22 protein-coding genes are annotated in these 21,990 nt (G+C 35.2%); 16 read left to right on the forward strand and 6 right to left on the reverse strand.

Annotation, left to right across the window (positions count from 1 at the left end; all coding sequences use genetic code 11):
- Nucleotides 1-111 precede the first annotated feature (111 nt).
- From BMF77_RS21625 to BMF77_RS21655, 7 genes are all read left to right on the forward strand, one after another.
- On the forward strand, nt 112-918 hold the full coding sequence (locus BMF77_RS21625; RefSeq protein ID WP_148765735.1) for an ABC transporter permease: 807 nt from the start codon (nt 112-114) through the stop codon (nt 916-918).
- A gap of 84 nt (nt 919-1,002) precedes the next feature.
- Nucleotides 1,003-1,731, forward strand: coding sequence for a Uma2 family endonuclease (locus BMF77_RS21630; protein ID WP_148765737.1), 729 nt, complete (start codon nt 1,003-1,005; stop codon nt 1,729-1,731).
- Between the two features lie 51 nt (nt 1,732-1,782).
- Entirely contained in the window at nt 1,783-2,628 is an 846-nt protein-coding gene (locus BMF77_RS21635; RefSeq protein ID WP_148767152.1) for an ABC transporter permease, read from the forward strand.
- Between the two features lie 58 nt (nt 2,629-2,686).
- Nucleotides 2,687-3,994 carry an ABC transporter ATP-binding protein gene (locus BMF77_RS21640; protein ID WP_148765739.1) on the forward strand — a complete coding sequence of 436 codons (1,308 nt, stop codon included), beginning with the start codon at nt 2,687-2,689 and terminating at the stop codon, nt 3,992-3,994.
- A 51-nt stretch (nt 3,995-4,045) separates the two neighbouring features.
- Complete coding sequence (locus BMF77_RS21645; protein WP_168204473.1) at nt 4,046-4,588, forward strand: bifunctional 2-polyprenyl-6-hydroxyphenol methylase/3-demethylubiquinol 3-O-methyltransferase UbiG; 543 nt, start codon at nt 4,046-4,048, stop codon at nt 4,586-4,588.
- Nucleotides 4,585-6,096: a glycosyltransferase gene (locus BMF77_RS21650; RefSeq protein ID WP_210422241.1), complete on the forward strand. Its 1,512-nt coding sequence runs from the start codon at nt 4,585-4,587 to the stop codon at nt 6,094-6,096. The genes BMF77_RS21645 and BMF77_RS21650 overlap by 4 nt, the downstream gene beginning before the upstream one ends.
- Before the next feature lie 114 nt (nt 6,097-6,210).
- Nucleotides 6,211-8,055 carry a glycosyltransferase family 2 protein gene (locus tag BMF77_RS21655; RefSeq protein ID WP_148765746.1) on the forward strand — a complete coding sequence of 615 codons (1,845 nt, stop codon included), beginning with the start codon at nt 6,211-6,213 and terminating at the stop codon, nt 8,053-8,055.
- A 265-nt stretch (nt 8,056-8,320) separates the two neighbouring features.
- On the opposite strand, the gene BMF77_RS21660 is transcribed toward BMF77_RS21655, so the two are convergent.
- Nucleotides 8,321-9,301 (reverse strand): class I SAM-dependent methyltransferase, encoded by a 981-nt coding sequence (locus BMF77_RS21660; RefSeq protein ID WP_148765748.1) that lies wholly within the window; start codon nt 9,299-9,301, stop codon nt 8,321-8,323.
- A 477-nt stretch (nt 9,302-9,778) separates the two neighbouring features.
- On the opposite strand from BMF77_RS21660, the gene BMF77_RS21670 reads away from it, so the two are divergent.
- The 8 genes from BMF77_RS21670 to BMF77_RS21705 all read left to right on the forward strand — a co-directional run bounded on the left by BMF77_RS21670 (nt 9,779) and on the right by BMF77_RS21705 (nt 15,975).
- A complete protein-coding gene (locus tag BMF77_RS21670) occupies nt 9,779-10,723 on the forward strand; it encodes a class I SAM-dependent methyltransferase (RefSeq protein ID WP_148765752.1) in 945 nt (314 codons plus the stop codon).
- A gap of 103 nt (nt 10,724-10,826) precedes the next feature.
- On the forward strand, nt 10,827-11,936 hold the full coding sequence (locus tag BMF77_RS21675) for an acyltransferase (RefSeq protein ID WP_148765754.1): 1,110 nt from the start codon (nt 10,827-10,829) through the stop codon (nt 11,934-11,936).
- Between the two features lie 193 nt (nt 11,937-12,129).
- Complete coding sequence (locus tag BMF77_RS21680) at nt 12,130-13,023, forward strand: glycosyltransferase family 2 protein (RefSeq protein WP_148765756.1); 894 nt, start codon at nt 12,130-12,132, stop codon at nt 13,021-13,023.
- 2 nt (nt 13,024-13,025) lie between these two features.
- Entirely contained in the window at nt 13,026-14,093 is a 1,068-nt protein-coding gene (locus BMF77_RS21685; RefSeq protein WP_148765757.1) for a glycosyltransferase family 1 protein, read from the forward strand.
- Between the two features lie 327 nt (nt 14,094-14,420).
- Nucleotides 14,421-14,822, forward strand: coding sequence for a hypothetical protein (locus tag BMF77_RS21690; RefSeq protein ID WP_148765759.1), 402 nt, complete (start codon nt 14,421-14,423; stop codon nt 14,820-14,822).
- The gene (locus tag BMF77_RS21695) at nt 14,819-15,286 is read left to right on the forward strand and encodes a type II toxin-antitoxin system VapC family toxin (protein WP_148765761.1); all 468 of its coding nucleotides are present in this window, start codon (nt 14,819-14,821) and stop codon (nt 15,284-15,286) included. The genes BMF77_RS21690 and BMF77_RS21695 overlap by 4 nt, the downstream gene beginning before the upstream one ends.
- Nucleotides 15,287-15,337: 51 nt before the next feature.
- Entirely contained in the window at nt 15,338-15,565 is a 228-nt protein-coding gene (locus BMF77_RS21700) for an AbrB/MazE/SpoVT family DNA-binding domain-containing protein (RefSeq protein ID WP_148765763.1), read from the forward strand.
- A complete protein-coding gene (locus tag BMF77_RS21705) occupies nt 15,565-15,975 on the forward strand; it encodes a type II toxin-antitoxin system VapC family toxin (RefSeq protein WP_148765765.1) in 411 nt (136 codons plus the stop codon). Before BMF77_RS21700 ends, BMF77_RS21705 begins: the two co-directional genes overlap by 1 nt.
- Before the next feature lie 429 nt (nt 15,976-16,404).
- On the opposite strand, the gene apcB is transcribed toward BMF77_RS21705, so the two are convergent.
- A complete protein-coding gene (apcB, locus tag BMF77_RS21710; protein ID WP_148765767.1) occupies nt 16,405-16,914 on the reverse strand; it encodes an allophycocyanin subunit beta in 510 nt (169 codons plus the stop codon).
- A gap of 373 nt (nt 16,915-17,287) precedes the next feature.
- On the opposite strand from apcB, the gene glnA reads away from it, so the two are divergent.
- Nucleotides 17,288-18,703 carry a type I glutamate--ammonia ligase gene (gene glnA, locus BMF77_RS21715; protein WP_148765769.1) on the forward strand — a complete coding sequence of 472 codons (1,416 nt, stop codon included), beginning with the start codon at nt 17,288-17,290 and terminating at the stop codon, nt 18,701-18,703.
- Nucleotides 18,704-18,771: 68 nt separating this feature from the next.
- Here the strand turns inward: glnA and BMF77_RS21720 are convergent, their stop codons facing one another.
- From BMF77_RS21720 to BMF77_RS21735, 4 genes are all read right to left on the reverse strand, one after another.
- Nucleotides 18,772-18,972 carry a hypothetical protein gene (locus BMF77_RS21720; RefSeq protein ID WP_039200542.1) on the reverse strand — a complete coding sequence of 67 codons (201 nt, stop codon included), beginning with the start codon at nt 18,970-18,972 and terminating at the stop codon, nt 18,772-18,774.
- 692 nt (nt 18,973-19,664) lie between these two features.
- Nucleotides 19,665-20,711, reverse strand: coding sequence for a zinc-dependent dehydrogenase (locus BMF77_RS21725; protein WP_148765771.1), 1,047 nt, complete (start codon nt 20,709-20,711; stop codon nt 19,665-19,667).
- A gap of 56 nt (nt 20,712-20,767) precedes the next feature.
- The gene (locus tag BMF77_RS26960) at nt 20,768-21,037 is read right to left on the reverse strand and encodes a hypothetical protein (protein ID WP_168204474.1); all 270 of its coding nucleotides are present in this window, start codon (nt 21,035-21,037) and stop codon (nt 20,768-20,770) included.
- A 128-nt stretch (nt 21,038-21,165) separates the two neighbouring features.
- Nucleotides 21,166-21,642, reverse strand: a complete 477-nt coding sequence (locus tag BMF77_RS21735) for a helix-turn-helix domain-containing protein (protein ID WP_148765775.1) — start codon at nt 21,640-21,642, stop codon at nt 21,166-21,168.
- Nucleotides 21,643-21,990: the final 348 nt, after the last annotated feature.

Here is a 21,990-nt window from a genome sequence, read left to right on the forward strand (position 1 = left end):
CCTAAAGATAGATGAAATTTTACTAATCTTAAAATTAATCGTAAACTATCGGACCTATATAGTATAGAATGCCCAAATGAGTTTTTTCTGGTGTGTAATGGTGCTATAAAAATGACACTTTCCCTGAAATATAATTTGAATTGGTTACAAGTGCAGCGTTATTCTGAACTCCTGCACGTCTTAGTAGGAAGGACTCTGAAAGTCCGCTACCGGGGTTCTTTTCTGGGGGTTTATTGGTCACTATTAAACCCTTTAATCATGACAGGGCTATATACTGCCATTTTTGGTGCTACCTTTGCATCTTATTATGGTAACTCCATTATTAACTATATGCTGGCAGCACTGACGGGGCTGTTGGTCATCAATTTTTTCTCAGCTTGCACATCCCAAGCTTTAACCAGCGTAGTCGGCAATGGTGCATTATTAAATAAAATTCGCTTGCCAGTCAGTGTTTTCCCAGTATCAATGATTGCGGCGAATGTATTTCAGTTTTCAGTGGGAGCGTTTCCGTTACTAGCGATTATGACTTTGATTAATTCCCAAAGTCTAGTCAATGTCCTAGCATTAGTATTTCCCTTTCTTGCACTAATTTTAGTTTCTACAGGAGTTGGGTTTTTAGTTAGTGCTTTGTACGTATTTTTTAGAGATTTACCTTACTTTTATGAATTAGTAGTATTTGTAATTTGGATTAGTAGTCCCATATTTTATCCAGCAGCTATTGTTCCCAAGCAGGTAAAACAATTTTTAGGTTTAAATCCCTTATCCCCAATTATTGAAAGTCTGCGTCAGATTACCTTATCAGGTTCTTCACCAGATTTAGGTTTGATTTGGGGGGCTTTACTGAGTGGCATCATTATTTTAACCTTGGGATGGACTTGTTTTCATCTGTGGCGGCATCAATTTATGGATTTGCTTTAACATGACTATCACTTGATAATTGTACGGACTAAATCCTGATAGTTTATAATTAATAAAAGATAGTAATTTATCCCCATAAAATCTATGGCTTTAACCGCACAAGAAATAGAAGCATTAATGCCAGATTGCACTGAACTACTCAGCGACGAACCAGAAATGGAAAGCTCCTTACATTATACACAACTATTAATTTTAGTAACTTGTTTGGAATGGTTATGGCGTGATAGAGAAGATTTTTTTATTGGTGCAAATCTTAGTGTTTACTATAGTCGTCAACAGTTAAAAAATCGAGATTTTAGGGGGCCAGACTTTTTTCTAGTCAAAGATACGGAAAAACGTCCACGTCTGTCTTGGGTAACATGGGAAGAAGATGGTAAATATCCCAATGTGATCATTGAATTACTTTCTGATTCTACTGCCAAAGTAGATAAGGGATTGAAAAAACAGTTATATCAAAATCAATTCCGTACTCCCGAGTATTTTTGGTTTTCCCCAAATACCTTAGAATTGGTGGGATGGCGATTAACAGATAGTGAATACAAAAGTATTCCAGCATCAGAAAATGGCTGGTATTGGAGTCAGGAGTTAGGTTTATACCTAGGGATTTGGGAAGATAAGTTAAGATATTTTACTGTTGAAGGAAGATTAGTTCCTACACCAGAAGAAGCTTATTTAGAAGAAATTAGAAAAGCTGAAATTGCCCTTCAACTGGTAGAAATTGAACGCGAACGGGCAGAAAACGAACGCCAACGGGCTGATAAATTAGCTGAGTATTTGCGATCGCTAGGCGTAGATCCTGATAGTATAAATTAGGAGAAAAAGAGGTCTATATTAGTCACAAGGAATCAAAAATTGTTATCAACAGTGGAGTTTATACGTAAAATAGGAAAATTAAGGCGGATTCTACCAGTAGATGAAAAATGGTGGGGGAAATTCGACTTACTGAGAACTTTAGTCCGTCGGGATTTGGAAGCAAGGTATAAAGGTTCTGTATTAGGCAATTTGTGGCCTCTACTTAATCAGTTATCACAATTACTAATTTACACCTATGTATTTTCCATAGTGCTGAAGGTGAAACTGCATACTTTAAAGGGTTTACCAGAAAATAATTTTACCTTTGGCTTGTGGCTGTTTGCGGGGTTATTACCCTGGATTGCTTTTACAGGTGGACTTATGCAGTCTGCTGGTTCAGTAATAGGACAGCCGAATTTAGTTAAGAAGGTGGTATTTCCTCTGGCATTGTTACCTCTAGTGCCAATTTTATCAACGTTTATTGAAAGTTCCTTTGGTTTAATGGCGTTGATATTTTTCGTAGCTATCACGACTCATACTTTACATACTACCTTGGCTCTGTTACCCTTAGTTTGGCTGACACAGTTATTATTAACTGCTGGGTTGGGTTATTTGACAGCGGGGCTAACAGTGTTTTTGAGAGATATTCCGCAAACAATGGGAGTATTATTAAATGTGTGGATGTACTTGACACCAATTATCTATCCGGCTTCAGCAATTCCTGAAGCATTCCGAAAATGGGTGTTTTGGTTAAATCCTATGGCAGCTATAGCAGAAGTTTATCGGGATATAGTTTTAGTGGGGGAGGTACAGCATTGGAGTGAGTGGGGTGTAGCTGCGGCGATATCAGTTATGATATTTTATTGTGGGTTTACAGTTTATAAGCGGTTGCGTCCAGCATTTGCTGATGTATTGTGAACATTAAGAATGGCACTGTGGTTATTGTTTTTAATTTGTGAGGGTTAACAGTAAAAGCATGGGAGAAGAAATTGCAATTTCCCTAAAGAATGTATCAAAGTGCTTTAAGCGGTATGCTCGTCCTGTAGATAGGCTGAAAGAAATGTTGTTTCCTGGAAAATCCTATGCACAAGAATTTTGGGCATTACGGGATATCTCCTTTGAAATAATGAAGGGAGAGACTATGGGCATTATTGGCCGTAATGGTGCAGGAAAATCAACACTTTTACAACTCATTTGCGGAACATTGACACCAAGCAGTGGAGAAGTCCAAGTCAATGGTAGGGTTGCAGCATTACTAGAATTAGGCGCTGGATTTAACCCTGAATTCACTGGGATCGAGAATGTGTATATGAATGGCGCAATTATGGGGCTTTCTAAGCTGGAAGTAGATGAGCGATTTGAAAATATTGCGGCTTTTGCTGATATAAAAGATTTTATTGATCAACCTGTTAAGACCTATTCTAGTGGGATGTACGTAAGGCTGGCTTTTGCTTCAGCAATTCATGTTAACCCAGATATTTTAATTGTTGATGAAGCTTTGGCTGTGGGGGATATGTTCTTTCAGGCGAAGTGTATGGCACGAATGCGACAAATGATGGAGTCTGGGGTAACGGTGTTGTTTGTCAGTCATGACACTGGTTCAGTTAAAAGCTTATGTGAGAGAACTGTATATTTAAAGGATGCTGGCCTTCATGCAATAGGTAAAAGTGGTGAAATAGTGGATTCATATATACAAGAGCAGTTTGTGGCGATGAAAGCAATTGAAGATATTCGAGAGACACCAGAACTGATCAATATGACTGTTAACAATAGTTGTTGCAACTTAATAGGAACTTCGGATGATGAGATGGTAGAATTTAGAAAAAAAGTAGAAGATTTACGAAAGGGAAATGGTTATATAAAAATTGCGAATGTAATTTTATTTGATAATCATTATAAAAAAGTGTCAGAAATTGAATTTGGACAATATTTTACTATTAGGATATTTTGCCAAGTATTTAAAAAGTTGCCAGAGGCGGTAATAGCTTTTTATATCAAAGACAAGAACCAAATTGAAGTTGTTGGCTCTAACAATGTGTATGAAGAACAGAACCTACATAATCTTACCCCAGGTGATAAATTCTGTATTGAGTTTAAGTTGCAAAATAGACTAAAATCTGGTTACTATAATATTACTGTAATAGCTGCTAATTCTCTCAAAGAAACAAATTTTTTTGATTGGGTAGAATGTGCATATGTCTTCCAATCTCTAGATATTCCTGGAAGAACTATCTGGAGTCAAGTCTCACTACCTATGGAAACTTGTATACTGAGATTTGACTAAACAAGCAATAGATTGTACTTTGATAAAAACTTATTTATGTAGAAAATGATTATGTTACAGCCTCTTAAAGAATTAGAAAAATTTTACAATAATAATGATCCTTGGAATTATGAAACTAATGCCGATGATATCAGACGGAAAAGTATTATTTTGAGTGAAATTCCTGAGCGTAAGTATGAAAACGTCCTGGATATAGGCTGTGGTCATGGATTCATCACCAGAGAATTGCCAGGTAAGAAAATTATTGGTGTAGATGTATCAGCTAATGCTATTGCACAGGCAAAGTTAAATCACAGCAAAGAACATAATAAAAGTAATATAGATTTTACTCAATCTTCAATCTTTGAGTTAAATTCTCATATATCAGGAGTATATGACTTAATAGTTATTACTGGAGTTTTATACCCTCAATATATTGGTGAAGCTAAAAGTCTTATATATAAGAGTGTGGATCGATTTCTAGCAAATGATGGCATTTTACTTTGCTCTCACATTAACGAATGGTATACACTTAGATTTCCTTATCTAATGTTGGAAAATTATTATTTTGAGTATAGAGAATACACACAATGTCTGGAGGTATATGTGAAATGACAATTCTGATGTACCATAAAATTGATCTAGAAAGCCCAACTATATGGTGGGTATCAGTTGACCAATTCTATAGACAGATGGTAGAGCTAAAGTCTAAACAAGTTGTCTATTTAGATGATTACAATCCGCAAAATCCAAATCATGTGGTTATCACATTTGATGGAGTTTATAAAAATATTTTAAAGTATGCTGCACCGATCCTACAGGAATTTAATTATGTTTTTGAATTATTTGTAAGCAGTAATTATATTGGTATTGATAATGCTTTTGATACAGAAGAACCTCTCACACAATTTGTTGATTTTCAAGACTTAAAGGCACTGGTAAATATAAATGGAAGATTGCAATGGCATACTAAATCCCATCCTGATTTAATAATTGAGAAGGACGGAGTAGACATATTCGAGGAGTTGGATATTCCGGAAGATATTAGAGCATTAGATCCTAATGGTTTAAAATGGTTTGCTTATCCTTATGGACGATTCAACCAAAAAGTTTTGGAAGCAGTAAAAGATAGATTCTCAGGTGCTGTATCTTGCTTTCAAGGTAATGATTTAGATATTTATTGCCTCAATCGCTTGACTGTAACTAATGATAGCAATTTCAGTAAAGCTAAGATAGCAGTTATTATAGCATCATATAATTATGGTTCTTTTTTAGTAGAAGCAATTGAATCCGTACTTCGTCAAACTAGATTGCCAGATGAAATTCTGATTTCTGACGATGCTTCTATTGATAATACCTATGAAATCGCCGTTTTCTATAAAAAAAAATATCCTGATCTTATTAGGGTAAATAGAAATGAAAAAAATATGGGAATAATTGAACATTTTAATAAGGCAATAAGTCTGACAAATCATGATTATGTAACTATACTGGGAGCAGATAATAGGTATAGAAGCGACTTTATTGAAAAAACAGCCGAAATTCTTGATATGCACGAAGATGTAGGAATTGCATATACGGATTTTGCGCTATTTGGTCAGCGAGCAAAACTAGTGTATGATACATTTCCAGAAGATAAAAAAGGAACTGTAAAAGCCGATAAGTTCTTTGTGATAAATTTCCCGGACTTTGATGAAGAATCTCGCAAAAAACTTCTCGAAGTTGGTAACTTTATACATGGTTCTTCTATGTTTAGACGTAAAGCATTTGAAGAAATAGGTGGATATATTCAAACACCTAATCTACCAGAAGATTATGATCTGTTCCGACGAATGATTGAAACTGGTTGGCAAGCAAGACGTTCTCCTTTACCTCTGTTAGAATATAGGCAACATTCCCGGTATCAAACTAATATTCAGGTAGGTTCTTTTAGCACTTTACAATTTTATCAAAATCTATCTAAAGAAACTAGATTTGAATTAGAGCGATCGCAATCTCAACTCTCCCAAACTCAGATAGAATTAGATCGATCACAAAACACTATCACAGCAATGGAAAGTAGTAAATTTTGGCAAATACGAAAATTGTGGTTTAAATTTAAACATTTATTGAGGTTAGGATAAAAATTACTTGTTAAGATTTTGTATCCAGTTTCTATCCACGCTATTTGCTGTTTTTAGCATAGAAAAACGATTAAAAAATAATCAGAATTAGATTTTTAAATTAAGGAGACAGTTTTGAATATATTAAAGTCATCTACCAAACTACCTTTAATTGATATTTCTATAGTTACCTATAATTCCAGTAAATGGCTTGATAAATTTTTCTCTAGTCTTTTAAATCAGGTTTACCCTACTCAATTAATTAATATCCTATTAACGGACAACAATTCTACTGACGACACGATAAAATTGTGTTATTCATCTTTAGAAAAATACTCCAATTACTTTAATAGTTTTAAGATATTTGAACGTTCTAATCTGGGATTTGGCTGTGGACATAACCATAATTTAAGCGAAGGGAATGCCGATTATTTTTTAGTTTCTAATGTTGATTTAGAGTTTTCACCTGATGCAATCTTTGAAGCAGTAAATACTGCGATTTCAGATGATAATGATGTTGCTTCTTGGGAATTCCGTCAAAAACCTTTTGAACATCCAAAATACTATAACCCTGTTTCCCTAGAAACATATTGGTCTGCCCATGCTTGCACTCTTTTTCGACGATCTGCTCTTGAATATGTTAAAGGTTATGAAGAGAAAATTTTCCTTTATGGAGAAGATGTAGAGCTTTCTTACAGATTGCGAGATAATGGTTTTCGGATTAAATATTGTCCATCAGCAGTTTGTTGGCATTATACCTATAAATATGCAAATCAACTTAAAAGACTACAGTTTTTAGGTAGCACTTTAGCAAATAGTTATATAAGACTACGTTATGGATCTTTGAAGCAAATAGCAGCTATACCCTTCATGTATTTAAAGTTATTGCTATCACCACCTTGCATTGAAAACCAGCGATCTGCTTTGCTAGAAAACATCTATAAAATTTTACAAAATTGTTTATATTTTTTAAGCACTCGTAAAAGAAGTAAGAAATTATTTCCCATCAACAAGTGGGACTATGGGTTGATGAGGGATGGTGCATTTTATAGTTATCCTCAACAAGTGATAACATCATTACCATTGGTGAGCGTTATTATTCGTACTTACAAAGGTAGATTACCCTATCTAAAAGAAGCTGTAATATCGGTTCTGAATCAAACATATTCCAATATAGAGATACTTGTAGTAGAAGATGGTTCAAATGAAGCAGAAAATTACATAGAGCAGATTCATAGGATTAGCAAATTAAAGGTAGTTTATAAAGAAGAACCAAAGCGTGGACGGTGTCATACAGGAAATGTAGGTTTATCCCTAGCTACCGGGAAATTCATAGTGTTTCTTGATGATGATGATCTATTTTTTGCAGATCATATTGAGGTACTGATTAATGAATTATTAGCTCATCCAGAGGTATCAGCCACTTATTCAATATCTTGGAAAGTCTCGACAAAATTGGTTTCCCTAGATCCGTTAATTTATATAGAAGTTTCATATCAGACTATATACAGACAGAAATTCTCTAAACTTCTCATGCTTCATCACAACTATATTCCAATACAATCAATTTTATTTGATCGAAAATTGTATGAACGTTATGGAGGTTTTGATGAATCACTAGAAAATCTAGAAGATTGGAATTTATGGACTCGGTACTGTTTAAATAATGATTTTTTATTGATTGAGAAAACAACATCTATGTATAGAGTTCCTGATAGTCTTAATCAACTTATTTCACGTAAGCAATTGTTAGATAGCTATTACAACCTAGCAGTAGAAAAGCAGAAAGAACTAAAATTAACTGTTACTAGCCAAGAAGTTATAAATTTCTATCAAGATATGGTTAACTATCAAAATATGTTTAATTATGAACGCATTAAGGTAAGTAATAAATCTAAGTTAAAATCTTTTATCTTTAAATACGATTTTTTAAAAAAAATATATTTTTTCTTGTCTGTTGTGACAAAGAACAAAAAATGAGGTGCGAAATGTGGCTTAAAACTCTTGCACTTGAGGAAAAAAATTTATTCAGCACGGCTTGGATAATTTTTAGCTCACTCTTACTTTTAAAACATCATCTAAATATGTGCAAAGGTGAAAATACGATAATTTATGATTACCTATGCAACTTTTTATGATTGTTACTTCCAAAAGTATTAACTTTATTTTGGCACCCCTATTTATCAAGTTCAAGAATGCTTTTATTTGATATTTTTCCTAAAAAGAATCGGATTTGGCATATAGCCTACAGTTTATTAAGCCAGAAACTTGCTCCCGATGCACCGCCAAGGTTTTCGGTGAGGTTCCAAATATCAAATTGCTTCAACTTTTCATTCAACTCTTCCCTAAACATTACAGAGAGCGCATAGTTTGATAATAATAGTTCAACTGAAGGATTGTCCATCATATAAGCTAGTAAAAGATATTGTTCATTCCAAAAAATTGAGATTTCATCATACCATCTGCGCGGATACTCATATGGGAGAAAAATATCATGAATATGAACAATAACACCTGGGGCAAGCCGTGGAAGAATATTAAGAATAATGTAGTTTACATCTGATCCAATTTTGACCGAATGTGTAGTATCAATAAATACAAAATCACCAGCAACCAATTCATCAAAAAAACGTAGATCAAGTTCTTGGATTGGTTTTTGGATCAGCGAGTGAAGTTGTGGTTCGCGTGAAAGTAACTGTTGAGTTGGATATGGTTCGATGCAATATATATTGGTATCTGATTTCGATTTTGCAAGCAGAGCAATTTCTGTCGAATATCCTGATCCAATCTCAATAAACTTTTTGGGTTTATGTTCACATATCATCCCATACAGAACGAGTACATCTAGTGGCGGGAACATAGGATTGTTCCAATAAAACCCGTTGCTGTTTTCCCGAGGTAAATTTACAAGATCGTCAGACCAATTCAGGATTTGCCAGAATTTTTGTTCCACATTTGTCTTTTGAACTCTTTCAAAAGAATCCTGATAAGGTATCTGTGTCCACCATTGATCGTTAAAGTCCCTTGTATCTGGCATCGCGCCGTAATAATGATTACGAATAAGATGAAAACCGTTCTCCTGGAATAAACGATAGAATTTCGGTTTTATCCATGCCGAATTGATACACCCAATCCGCTCTAACCACTGAGTCAAGACTGGTATCAACTTATCTGCATCGCTTTCATGGCTTTGACTTAAAAGCCAGTTTAAAATACGTGTTCTCATTATTTGTAATCTTAGCCTCTAATCATCCAAAATAAGTTTGTAATCAATATCGTCCCCTAGCAAAGAGGCTTGATTGGAAATGGTGAAAGCTTTGAGTAGCAAGGCTTTTAGAAACAGAACAAAATACCATCACATCCTTACTGTATGAGCATTTGATGCTATTTTACCCTTTGTATTGCCGATCAAGTCTGTTCTCAACAATAGCATCTTTATTGCAATTACAATTACTTGTAAATTAATTAGATTTCAGTATATCATGACTGAATGTTGCCAAACTGTCAATAATCTGTAAACTCAACCAACCAGTCATATCATTTAGATTTAAGTAGGTGGACGTGAGATAACCAAAATGTGTGAAGAAAAGTAAATAGGGCTGAAACCTTTTTTCCCCCTACTCCCTGCCCCCTGCCCCCTTCCCCCTGCCTTGCTCCAACGACTATTTTGAACACCAACCTACTTAGTAAAAAGGAACAATTTATGGAAAGCCTATTTAGCAATATTTTTCAAAGAACTCCAATTTTCAAGAAACAGTTATTACAAATAGAAGAATTAAAGATCGAATTAGAGCATTTAAAAAGAGATAAAAATACATACATGACATGGGTTCCACCAGGACATTATTATTCACCCATACCATCTTTGGAAGAAATAAAATTAAAGGATAAAGAAATTTTCGATAACATTCCTAGAGAGTTACCTGGGATTAATCTCAACGAATCAGCGCAAGTAGATTTATTTCATCAATTTCAACAATATTATCATGAACTTCCTTTTAGTGATCATAAAAAAGAGGAGTTAAGATACTTTTTTGAAAATCCTGCATATTCTTACTCGGATGCAATTATTCTATATTGCATGATTAGATATGCTCAACCTAAAAAAATAATTGAAGTAGGATCAGGATATTCTTCTTGTCTTACTTTAGATGTCAACGAGCTATATTTTCACGAAAAAATATCATGTACATTTATTGAACCCTATCCAGAGCTACTTTTATCTTTGATTAAAGATAGTGATAAAGAAAAAATAGAAATTATTCCTAGCAAACTCCAAGATATAGAACTAGAGAAATTTTCCGAGTTAGCAGCAGGAGATATTCTTTTTATTGACTCTACTCATGTTTCTAAATTCAATAGTGATGTCAACTATATTTTATTTAAAATACTTCCCTATATAAATAGTGGTGTTTACATTCATTTTCATGATATTTTCTATCCTTTTGAATATCCAAAAGGTTGGATATATGAAGGTAGGGCATGGAATGAAGACTATATACTGAGAGCTTTTCTCGCATATAATGACTCTTTCAAAATAGTATTTTTTAATACTTTTTTAGAGTATTTTTATAAAGATATGTTTATTTCAAAAATGCCTTTGTGTATGAAGAATATAGGAGGGAGTTTATGGATTCAAAAACTTTAAAAATGAATATTTTACTCCTAATACCGGATGTAAAATAAATCCATAATTCAAGAGTCTATTATACATTTTTTACCAAATTTGAAACATTTTCCTGAGGTCTATCATGGTTTCCTATAAAGTCAATGCTATTTATTTAAATGATATCTTCAATCCCAAAAAGAATAGTCTTAGTTTTCTAAGATTCGTCTTAGCAGCTTTGGTAATTTTCTCTCATTCCTATACTTTAGGAGGTTTCGGTTCAGAGGCTCTATTTGGAAGCACGCAAGAAACTTATGGCGGTTTTGCAGTTTACAATTTCTTTATTTTAAGTGGTTTCCTCATTACCCGCAGCTATATTACCTCTTCTTCTATATGGCGTTTTTTGTGGAATAGAATTCTTCGTATATTTCCAGGTTTCTGGGCTTGTTTAATTATAACCATACTGATTTTTGCACCCATTATTTATTTGGCTGAAAATAGCAGTCTTACTGGATACTTCAATAGTAAAACTGATCACCCATTAGATTACTTAAAAGTAAACTTGTTTTTGGAAATGAGGCAATATAGTATTGCCAATCTTCTCAAAGAAATTCCGTTTCCAAAAGCTTTTAATGGATCTTTGTGGACATTAATTTATGAATTTAAGTGCTATTTACTCATAGCATTTATAGGTGCATTGGGTATATTGACAAAATATAAGAAATTTATTACATACTTGTTTTTATGTCTATGGTTAATCTATATTATAGATATAGCTGTTCCAGGAGCAGCCAGTAAAATATTTCCATATTTTTCAGACATATACTTACTGAGATTGTCAATGTATTTTCTAGCTGGAGCTACCTATTTTTTATTCATAGAAAACATCGTCATTAGTAAAAAGTTTTTCTTATTTGCACTTGGTTTAACAATACTGAGTATTCAAAATAATTTTTATCTTTTAATTGCACCTTTAACTCTTCCTTATATTTTATTTTGGTTAGCATTTAAACTACCTTTCACTAATTTTGATAAATATGGGGATTTTTCTTATGGTTTGTATATATATGCTTTTCCCATACAGCAAATGTTGTCATTTTTTGGACTAAATACAAAAGGTTTTAATATATATTTTATTCTTAGTTTATTAATGAGCATGATTCCATCCGTATTAAGTTACCACATAATAGAAAAACCATTTTTGAAATTAAAAACAATACAAATTAAACAAATAAGGTTACTATTTAAACGCTGATTATTAACAGTGATAAGTCCTTATTGATATGTGCTTACTATAAAATTTTATGCATGAATAACTCAATAGACACACTTGGTGATAAAATCTTAAATATATTCCTTTGTACTGCTTTGCTCACAGAGTGAATTCGGTGTATTAGGAATTCTTTTATAATTAATTATTCTAAATAATTACCAATATTTATTACTACATGATAAAACAGCACTATACATCAGGGAAAATTTCAATTATCTTAGTTAACTATAATGGTGTAGATGTTTTAATAGATTGTTTAAACTCTCTAGAAAAATTTATTCCTAGAGACAACTGTGAAATTATTGTAGTTGATAATAATTCTCAAGATAATAGTTTAGATATTCTTAATGATAAATTCCCTCATATCAAATTAATTAAACTACCAAAAAACGTTGGTTTTGGAGCAGGAAATAATGCTGGTGCAAAAGTAGCTAAAGGTGAGTTTTTATTCTTATTAAATACTGATACAATTCTTACTAATAACATTCTACCCCATCTTTTAGAATTAATGTCTGAAAATCCAGATGTAGGAATTATTGGACCTAAATTACTTTTTCCAGATGGAAGTTTCCAAATTTCTTTCTCACCGGAAATTAGTATTAAAGGAGAATTTGCAGCAAGAAAATTACATAAGAATGCTGAAAATAAAAATAAATTGCATATTATAGAGCAGGATTTTCAAGATATTCAAGAAGTAGATATTGTCGTCGGAGCAGCATTTTTTATTCGAGCCGATTTGTTTAATTTATTAGGTGGTTTTGACGAAAAATTCTTTATGTATTTTGAAGAATCTGATTTGTGTCAGAGAGTTAGAACTAAAGGTTATAAAGTTCTCTATACTCCCCATGTTTCCCTAATTCATATTAGAGGATATTCTGTTAATAAAATATCTAATAAAATGGCTGTAGAATATAGACGTAGCCAGATTTACTACTATCATAAACATCGTCCAATGTGGGAGATTTTGATTTTAAAAATATATTTAATGTTTAAGTTTTTATCTGAATATCTCAAAACATCTAATCCTTATAGTTGGGAAATTATCAAATTAATTTTTATGTATAAATAATTATGTCTTTATTAATCAATCTTTCGTTTCTCCTAACCAAACCCACAGGTACAACTACTTACACTCTTAATCTTCTACCTCATTTACAGAAACTTGATCCAACACTTTTAAATTCCCAATCTTTCCCTGACTATAACTGCTATGCAACTCCTAATAATCTCACATCAGAACAAGGTTTAAAAGGACATTTACGCCGCTTAATTTGGACACAATTCCAACTACCAAAAATATATCAAAACCTCAAATCCCAACTTTTATTTTCCCCTATTCCCGAAGCACCTTTATATACCAAGTGTCGTTTTATTGTCACAGCCTTTGATATGATACCCTTGCGGTTTCCTAACCGCTTGTCACCATTAACCACATACCATAAATACTATACTCCTGAAGTTTTTAAACAAGCAGAACATATTATTTGTATATCAGAATCAACAGCCAATGATATCACCCAATTTTACCAAATTCCTAGTCATAAAATAACACCAATTCTCTTGGCGGGAGATAACTCACATTTCCAATTCCTCAACCTCCCCACCCGCAATTACTTCTTATATATCGGTCGTCAAGACCCTTACAAAAACCTCCAAAGACTAATTACCGCTTTTTCCGCATTACCTCACAGAAATGACTATGAACTATGGTTAGCGGGACCCTACGATAAACGTTACTCCCCATTATTAGAAATACAAACTCAAGAATTAGGAATAAGTCATCTAGTTAAATTCCTTAACTATGTCTCCTATGACGAATTACCAATAATTATTAATCAAGCAATTGCGCTAGTTTTTCCTAGTTTGTGGGAAGGATTTGGTTTACCAGTGTTAGAAGCAATGGCTTGTGCTACACCAGTTATTACCTCTAATGTTTCCTCCCTTCCAGAAGTTGCAGGAGATGCTGCTATTTTAATTAATCCCTATAATCCAGGGGAAATCACCGCAGCAATGACAACAATTATTAATGATTCAGAAACCAGAAAACAACTTTCAGAAAAAGGTCTAAAAAGAGCAAATCAATTTAGTTGGGAAAAAACTGGACTTGCTACAGTTGAAGTTTTAAAACAATATCTTTGAGTATAACTACAATTGGTGTACATCCTGATTCTATTGCAAGAGATAAAATCCCCGACTTCTTAGAGGGTGTTTGAAAAGTTATGGTTGATGTATCAAATATTTTTTACCCCACCCTAACCCTCCCCTTGTAAAGGGGAGGGAACTGGATTTTTATTGTTTCCCCCCTTTACAAGGAGAAAGGGGGGTAGCAATGTGATGAAAATTACGGAATACCACTTTTCAAACATCCTTTTAGAGCAGTCAGATATATTGTTGTTCATAACTAATTTAGGATTGCTATCTGATAGAATAGAAGAAATATTGACTAGTAAAACCAAGGAGAAACCCATGAACACCTCCATAGAACTTCCCAGCGGTAAAATCCTCAACATCACCCGATTTATTGCCCTAATTCCCAATAACAATAATATTGATAGTGATTATCAACTAATTTTAGAAGGATATCCTCATCCTATCAACTTAGAATCATCAGATGCTCAAAATCTGAAAATAATTTTGCAATCAAAACTAGATCAAAATACCCCAATTAGCACCCATAAATCAACATGGAATCAACAAGAACAACTCCAAAAAAATCAAAAGGCAATGGCAATTTTAGCACAACAAATCCAGGAATATCAGAATATTTCTGATGAAGAATCTAGGGAAAGACAAGAAATCTTTGAAAACCTCAAAAAAAGAATGGATGCTGAAAGACCACAAGGACAAAAATTATATTCAGAAGTATGATAGTATTTATTGACTCTAGTGTATTGGGAATTATTGCCAATCCTAATAAAATCGGTGAACCAAGTAAATGTAGAGAATGGCTTTACAAATTGCTTTCACAAGGTGTGTATATCTGCTCCTCTGAAATTTGTGATTTTGAGATTAGAAGAAATCTAATTCTAGAATATCAGAAAAAACCTCACTTAAATAGTATTCAGAATTTAGATAAACTCCAAGAAATAATCTCGTTTTTACCTATAGACTGGGAATTATTAAAAGAAGCATCTACACTTTGGGCTTCTGCTCGTAGTCAAGGAATACCAACAGCAGATAATAAAAGTTTGAATATTGATATTATTATCTGTAGTCATTGGCAAAAACTTAAAGAAGAGTTTCCTGGTCGCTATATTGTGATAGCAACTACAAATGTCAAACATTTAAGTCGCTTTGCTGAGGCAAAAAACTGGATAGATATTCAATTTTAAAACCATTATGTAATACTAAAAGTAAGAATTTTCTTACTTGAGATCAAAACCATGAGAATTACATCCAAAGGGCAAGTAACTATTCCCGTAGAAATACGAGAACAATTAGGACTTACACCTAACACAGAAGTAGAATTTGAAATCATCGGAGATGCAGTTTACGTAAAAAAAACCAAAGCAAAATCCACCCCTGGTAAAACTCTCATAGAAATGATGCGAGGTAAAGCTACAGTCAAAATGACCACCGATGAAATAATGGCATTAACGAGACAAGACTAATGAAAGAAATACTCGTTGATAGCAATATAATCTTGGATATTGTCACAGAAGATCCAAATTGGTTTGATTGGTCAGCTAATAAGTTAACTGAATATGCTGAAAAGACAAAACTTAACATTAATCCCATTATCTATGCCGAAGTCTCAATTGGTTTTCAAAAGATAGAAGAACTAGAAGCCATATTACCTATCAAATTTTTTCACCGTTTAGATTTACCTTGGGAAGCAGCATTTTTAGCGGGAAAATGCTTTGTAAAATATCGTCAACAAGGTGGAACTAAAAAATCTCCGTTACCTGATTTCTACATAGGCGCTCATGCGGCAATTATGGATATGATGCTTTTAACCAGAGATGTGAATCGTTACCGCACTTATTTCCCTAGCTTAGAACTTATAGTTCCAGAATTTTAATAGACATCTCCATGTTTTCGGGCGCAATTATGAGTAAAGACGTTCTATAGAACGCCTCTACCTTGTCCTCAGATGTCTATTGATGAAATCGTGAACTACCTACACTTCCCTTGCGGGTAAGTATAGGCTTCCTACCCAGTTAACAGCTTTTTGCTCTTCGAGAACAACAAGACTGATGTTAAGGCGATAGGCTGACCCCTCGTTCCAAAGGCAAAATCAAGGTTAATCAACAAAAATGATCATGTATCTAGCTTGGTTATCGCTATTCTCTCGCCTTGCCGAGATATTCAATTCATAACACAAATTTTGTGAATTGTCTCCATGTTTTCCTTCCTTGCTGTCGCGTTGGTCGGAAAACCGTCGTCAATTCACGCGCCATTCATCCCCCGCTGCCCTATCGGGTCAGACGTGGGGCTTCTGTCGGTTAAGCTAAACATCAATCTCACTCAATTCACGAGTGATATGATCAAAAGGCTCATCCACAAAAGCAGTATTAGCAATACCAGCAGCCGCTACCTGTTCCTTAACAATACCCTTCATTATCTGAATACCTTGAACAGTTGAACCAATGGGTACACCCAAGGAATTGTAAGTTTCCCTGAGTCCTTGTAATACACGCTCATCAAGAACATTCATATTACCAGCAACTAGCGCATAGGTAGCGTAGCGGAGATAATAGTCCATATCCCGCAAACAAGCGGCAAAACGACGGGTTGTATAAGCATTGCCACCAGGACGAATTAATTCTGGTAGTTCTTCAAATAACTTTGCCCCAGCTTGTTTCACAATTGCGGCAGCATTGGCATTAATCGCTGCTGCGGCTTGGACTCTAGCTGTTCCACTATCAAAGTAGGATTTGAGGGTATCAATGGCATTCCGGTCAAAATAACGCCCGGTTACGTCATAATTCTTAATTAAAGTTGTAACGGCATCACGCATTCTTTTTTCTCCCAATCATGAGTTATCTATGATTTGATATTAATTTGGTTGCCATGAAGCACCAACAAGATTCCGTGCCAATTCACATAAAATAGACACTGGCACAAAAACTATCCATCTGCTATCTAAGGATTTTATGCCAAAGTTGACCCCTGATCATGAATTTTCTAGTTTTGTACAGATTAAGAAAGAAAGGTTAACATAACCTGTAATCCAGACAATCTGTAACAAACATGACAAAATCATGTCAAGTTAACTATTTACGATATTCCAGGTAGTGTATGACAACTTGGGTTAGCGTAACAAGGTGAGGATGCTTGGGCAGACTCTGGGTTTATATTAGGTAATTGGCTACATCAGGAGTAAAGTAAAAATGACAACCCCAAAAGAAATCTTGAAGAAGATTCAAGACGAAAAAATTCAGATGATTGATCTGAAATTCATTGATACACTGGGAACTTGGCAACATTTGACCATGTACCAAGACCAGATTGATGAAAGTTCATTCTCTGACGGTGTACCTTTCGACGGTTCTAGTATTCGGGGTTGGAAAGGTATTGAAGAATCTGACATGACCATGGTGCTTGATCCTAACACCGCTTGGATTGACCCATTCATGAAAGAGCCAACTCTCAGTATCATTTGTAGTATTAAAGAACCCCGTACTGGCCAATGGTACAACCGTTGTCCTCGCGTTATTGCCCAAAAAGCGATAGATTATCTAGCTTCCACCGGACTTGGTGACACAGCTTTCTTTGGTCCTGAAGCTGAATTCTTCATTTTTGATGATGTCCGCTACGACCAAACCGCCAACTCCGGTTACTACCATGTAGATTCTGTAGAAGGTCGTTGGAACACTGGTAGAGACGAAAAACCTAACCTGGGTTACAAAACCCGCGTCAAAGAAGGTTATTTCCCAGTTCCTCCCACTGACAGCTTTCAAGATATGCGGACAGAAATGCTGCTAACCATGAAAGATTGTGGCGTACCTATTGAAAAGCAACACCATGAAGTTGCGACTGGTGGTCAGTGCGAACTTGGTTTCAAATTTGGTAAGTTGATTGAAGCCGCTGATTGGTTGATGACTTACAAGTATGTGATCAAAAACGTGGCTAGAAAGTATGGCAAAACCGTCACCTTCATGCCAAAACCCATTTTTGGCGATAACGGTTCTGGTATGCACTGTCACCAATCTATCTGGAAAAATGGTCAGCCCCTATTTGCAGGTGACAAGTACGCTGGTATGAGCGAAATGGGACTTTACTACATTGGTGGTATTCTCAAACACGCTCCAGCACTGTTGGCAATCACTAACCCCACCACCAACTCCTACAAACGCCTTGTACCTGGTTATGAAGCACCTGTAAACTTGGCTTATTCCCAAGGTAATCGTTCTGCTTCTGTGCGGATTCCTCTTTCTGGAGACAACCCCAAAGCCAAGCGTTTAGAATTCCGTTGTCCAGACGCTACTTCTAACCCTTACTTGGCTTTTGCGGCTATGCTTTGTGCTGGGATTGATGGTATCAAAAACAAAATTCATCCTGGTGAACCCTTAGATAAAAATATCTATGAACTTTCACCAGAAGAATTGTCTAAGATTCCTTCTACTCCAGGTTCTTTAGAATTGGCTTTGGAAGCTTTGGAAAATGACCACGCTTTCTTGACTGAAACTGGCGTTTTCTCTGAAGATTTCATTCAAAACTGGATTGATTACAAGGTTGCTAACGAAGTTAAGCAAATGCAATTACGTCCACATCCTTATGAATTCTTCTTGTATTACGATTGCTAATTACAACAATTACTAACGTACAACTAGTGAATTTTTTAGCCACCCTCTGGGGTGGCTTTCTTTTTCACTTAACTCATAGTCGCTTGGCTACGTCCATAAAGCGTTTGGGTAGCGGGGTCCATTTTGCCTTGAATGGGATTCCAGTAGTGAGATATTTCTTCATGCAAACCAAGTTCTTGTGCAGCACGCATTAACATGGATTGTTGACGATTCTTAGCTTGCTGATGTTGACGTACCATTAGTTGACGGGCTTTTTCTTGAATAGACATGACACCACCTCCCTGTATTTATTTACTAAGGAATAATTTACTATTCCCTGCGATCTGATGATAACACAAAAATCTGTAGCGTAAACTACAGAATCTTAAATGAATAGGATTGATATGATTATATCTCCTCTATCCTGCTTGCATTTTCGATGAGAACATAAAAATCTGTAGCGTAAACTACAAAATCAAGAAATGATATAAAACTTAATAAGTTGTTTCCCCCTCTTCCCTGGTTGTCTTAGAGGGTGTTTGAAAAGTCATAATTGCTGTATCAAATGTTCTACACCTCCCTAACTCTCCCCTTAGTAAGAGCTTTGATTTGTAGTACCAATTACCCTTATGTCAGCAGCCTTTGTGGATACTTCTTCAGCTTGGGCAGGGGAACCAAAAGATAAAATAGGTAGTAAGACAGAAACCAGAAAGTGTAAATAAGTCTTCATGATTAGACAATTTTTTGCATATTATAGTTAGCGAAAATACTATAAGTAATTACAAAACTACTTAACATCTACCTTTGGAAAGATATTTTTATATGGCGATACTATTGCCAAAGCCATGAAACCCCATTGATATCGTCACGATTTTATTGGGTTTCAGACATATTTTGGAAAATTGGCAATAGTATTGTTGTCAGAATCAGGATTTCCAGGATTTAAGGATTAACAGGATTAATCCCCAAATCCTCAATTAATTTAGGGATAAATTAAAATTTTGTAAGTTTCCGCCGTGGGGGCGATCGCTTGGTCTACGGCTTGTGATAAATTTTGGAGGGGATAGCGATCGCTAATTAAGGCTTTCACATCAATGCGGCGATTAAATACGATGTCCGCAGATAGGCTTTGCAGGCGGTAGGATGAGCTATAACTGCCCATTAAGTCTATTTCCCGACGGTAGAGAGTATTGGGGTTAATGGGGATTGTCAACTCGTCTGGGAACTCCGCAAAGAAGAGAATTTTTCCACCTTTGCGAGTGCAGTCTAAAGCTTGGAAAAATGCTTTGTCACTGGGAACAGCTAACAAGGTGACATCAACACCCATTCCCCCAGTTAAAGCTTGAATTTTGGTAGATAAATCAGCGTCACGGGCATCAAAAGCTGCTTCTGCGCCTACTTCTAGAGCTTTTTCAATTCTAGATGGTAAGAGGTCGGTAGCGATCGCTTTCGCTCCAAAATACTTCACCAACATCATAAACATTAACCCAATGGGACCTGCCCCAGTTACTAATACAGTTTGTCCCGGTGCAATTTGAGCTTTTTTCACCGCTTTTAAACAGCAATTAGTGGGTTCAACAAAACTCGCCTCTTCAAAACTGATATCATCAGGGATGGGAATTAAGCCACCATTTTCGACAATGTGACCTGGAACTTTCACATACTCCGCAAAACCGCCACCACTGGCGTTAAAACCCGCGCTAGTGGAGATATTTTTATAAACATCGCACATGGAAAAATTATCATTTAAGCAGTAAGCGCAACGCATACATGGTATATGGTGCATCACCGCTACCCGTTGTCCTACTTGCCACCCTTTTACCTGTGAACCAACAGCCGCAATAGTTCCAGCGGTTTCATGTCCAAATATGCGTGGCGGTTCATACAAAGGATAACGAATCTTTTTAATATCTGACTGACACAAACCCACAACCCTCACCTGCACCAGCACTTCATCTGCGTCTAGGGTAGGAACTGGGATTTCCTCGTAGGATAATTGATTTACGCCTCTAAATACTTGTGCTTTCACGTTGGTTTTCCACTATTCAACGTTACTAGATTTAACATTTTGTGGGTGAGGTTAAGTTATGGAGTTTTATCTTTCTGTCTTTTAGCTTTTTCTAATTGTGTTTCTAAGCTTTGTTCAAAAATTTGGAATGCTTCAACATCTGCTGATGAAAGATATCCCCCGATTTCGCCATTTTCAAGTCTGAGAATCTCATCACGATTGTCTTTAGCAGTAATTGTTAAAATTTCCCCTTTTTGCCAGAGGCGATATCGCGTACCCTCATAGTATCGCCCACCCTCTGGTGCTACTATACCTAGTATATTTAATACTTTTTTGGCAGTTTGCACAATCTCGCCGGAATAAAATTGGCAGCGAATAGTATTCGTATAACTCCGCTTCAGCAGCACGCATCAAAGTATCACGTAAGGGCATGGGGTAGATGACACAGGAATCTAAAATTACAGAGAGTACCATTTTACTGATCTAATTCACTACTTTCATCATCATAGAATCCCTCTGCTTCCAAAAACTGAGTAAATTGCTTAATTCCTTCCCGACGCTTAGTATCTCGTTCTTCCTTATATTTCATTAAATCATCAAACCGGACACGCCGATGTGTTCCCACTCTAATACAAGGAATTTCACCTTGATCTAATAACTTAATCAGGTAAGGACGGGAAACTTTGAGAATGTCTGCGGCTTTTTGTGTCGTTAGTTCTCTATCCTGAATAACTACAGATATTACCTTACCTAATGCTAGTGCATGAACAGCTTGATGTAAAATCTGATAAACCGATTCGGGAATCTGAATTTCTTTACCGTCTGCTCCTACTAATTTTGGTTGAGCGCCTTCAAGCTGGAGTATACTTTCAAGATGCTTGATAGATGATTTTTCCGGTTCTTGAGCCATAACTGACTCTAAAGGCAGGTTTTGCTCAGTGATAGTCTTCATAATGAATATATATTTGATATCTATATCATATATTTTATATCCTCTAAACGCAATATCCGCAACAGAAATCAAATAAAATATACTTTGTGAAAGGTTGTGACAAAGCAATAGATTTTGGGCAAGTTTATTTTTTGGACATTTTTATGGAGAAGCTAGATGAAATCTTGTAAATTCTCATCACAATTTGACATATCTGTAAACGAAAATACAGTTTAACAAATGATTTGTATGGGAGAATATAGGTAAGAAAATAATTATTTTCACCTAAAATATAACTGCAATTCTCAACCAAAATATACATCATCATAATAATGGCAAAATGCCGTTATTTTCCATTTCCTATGAGAT

The organism is Dolichospermum sp. UHCC 0315A, from assembly GCF_008121535.1.
In the GTDB taxonomy this organism is placed as follows: Bacteria; Cyanobacteriota; Cyanobacteriia; order Cyanobacteriales; family Nostocaceae; genus Dolichospermum; species Dolichospermum lemmermannii.

What these genes read in the sequence shown, in the direction of transcription:
- BMF77_RS21650 (WP_210422241.1), top strand. Translation starts at nt 4,585, where the DNA reads ATGACAATTCTGATGTACCATAAAATTGATCTAGAAAGCCCAACTATA.
- BMF77_RS21670 (WP_148765752.1), top strand. Translation starts at nt 9,779, where the DNA reads ATGGAAAGCCTATTTAGCAATATTTTTCAAAGAACTCCAATTTTCAAG.
- apcB (WP_148765767.1), bottom strand. Translation starts at nt 16,914, where the DNA reads ATGCGTGATGCCGTTACAACTTTAATTAAGAATTATGACGTAACCGGG.
- BMF77_RS21685 (WP_148765757.1), top strand. Translation starts at nt 13,026, where the DNA reads ATGTCTTTATTAATCAATCTTTCGTTTCTCCTAACCAAACCCACAGGT.
- BMF77_RS21705 (WP_148765765.1), top strand. Translation starts at nt 15,565, where the DNA reads ATGAAAGAAATACTCGTTGATAGCAATATAATCTTGGATATTGTCACA.
- BMF77_RS21630 (WP_148765737.1), top strand. Translation starts at nt 1,003, where the DNA reads ATGGCTTTAACCGCACAAGAAATAGAAGCATTAATGCCAGATTGCACT.
- BMF77_RS21700 (WP_148765763.1), top strand. Translation starts at nt 15,338, where the DNA reads ATGAGAATTACATCCAAAGGGCAAGTAACTATTCCCGTAGAAATACGA.
- BMF77_RS21695 (WP_148765761.1), top strand. Translation starts at nt 14,819, where the DNA reads ATGATAGTATTTATTGACTCTAGTGTATTGGGAATTATTGCCAATCCT.
- BMF77_RS21680 (WP_148765756.1), top strand. Translation starts at nt 12,130, where the DNA reads ATGATAAAACAGCACTATACATCAGGGAAAATTTCAATTATCTTAGTT.
- BMF77_RS21645 (WP_168204473.1), top strand. Translation starts at nt 4,046, where the DNA reads ATGTTACAGCCTCTTAAAGAATTAGAAAAATTTTACAATAATAATGAT.
- BMF77_RS21720 (WP_039200542.1), bottom strand. Translation starts at nt 18,972, where the DNA reads ATGTCTATTCAAGAAAAAGCCCGTCAACTAATGGTACGTCAACATCAG.
- BMF77_RS21640 (WP_148765739.1), top strand. Translation starts at nt 2,687, where the DNA reads ATGGGAGAAGAAATTGCAATTTCCCTAAAGAATGTATCAAAGTGCTTT.
- BMF77_RS21660 (WP_148765748.1), bottom strand. Translation starts at nt 9,301, where the DNA reads ATGAGAACACGTATTTTAAACTGGCTTTTAAGTCAAAGCCATGAAAGC.
- BMF77_RS21675 (WP_148765754.1), top strand. Translation starts at nt 10,827, where the DNA reads ATGGTTTCCTATAAAGTCAATGCTATTTATTTAAATGATATCTTCAAT.
- BMF77_RS21625 (WP_148765735.1), top strand. Translation starts at nt 112, where the DNA reads ATGACACTTTCCCTGAAATATAATTTGAATTGGTTACAAGTGCAGCGT.
- BMF77_RS21690 (WP_148765759.1), top strand. Translation starts at nt 14,421, where the DNA reads ATGAACACCTCCATAGAACTTCCCAGCGGTAAAATCCTCAACATCACC.
- BMF77_RS21735 (WP_148765775.1), bottom strand. Translation starts at nt 21,642, where the DNA reads ATGAAGACTATCACTGAGCAAAACCTGCCTTTAGAGTCAGTTATGGCT.
- glnA (WP_148765769.1), top strand. Translation starts at nt 17,288, where the DNA reads ATGACAACCCCAAAAGAAATCTTGAAGAAGATTCAAGACGAAAAAATT.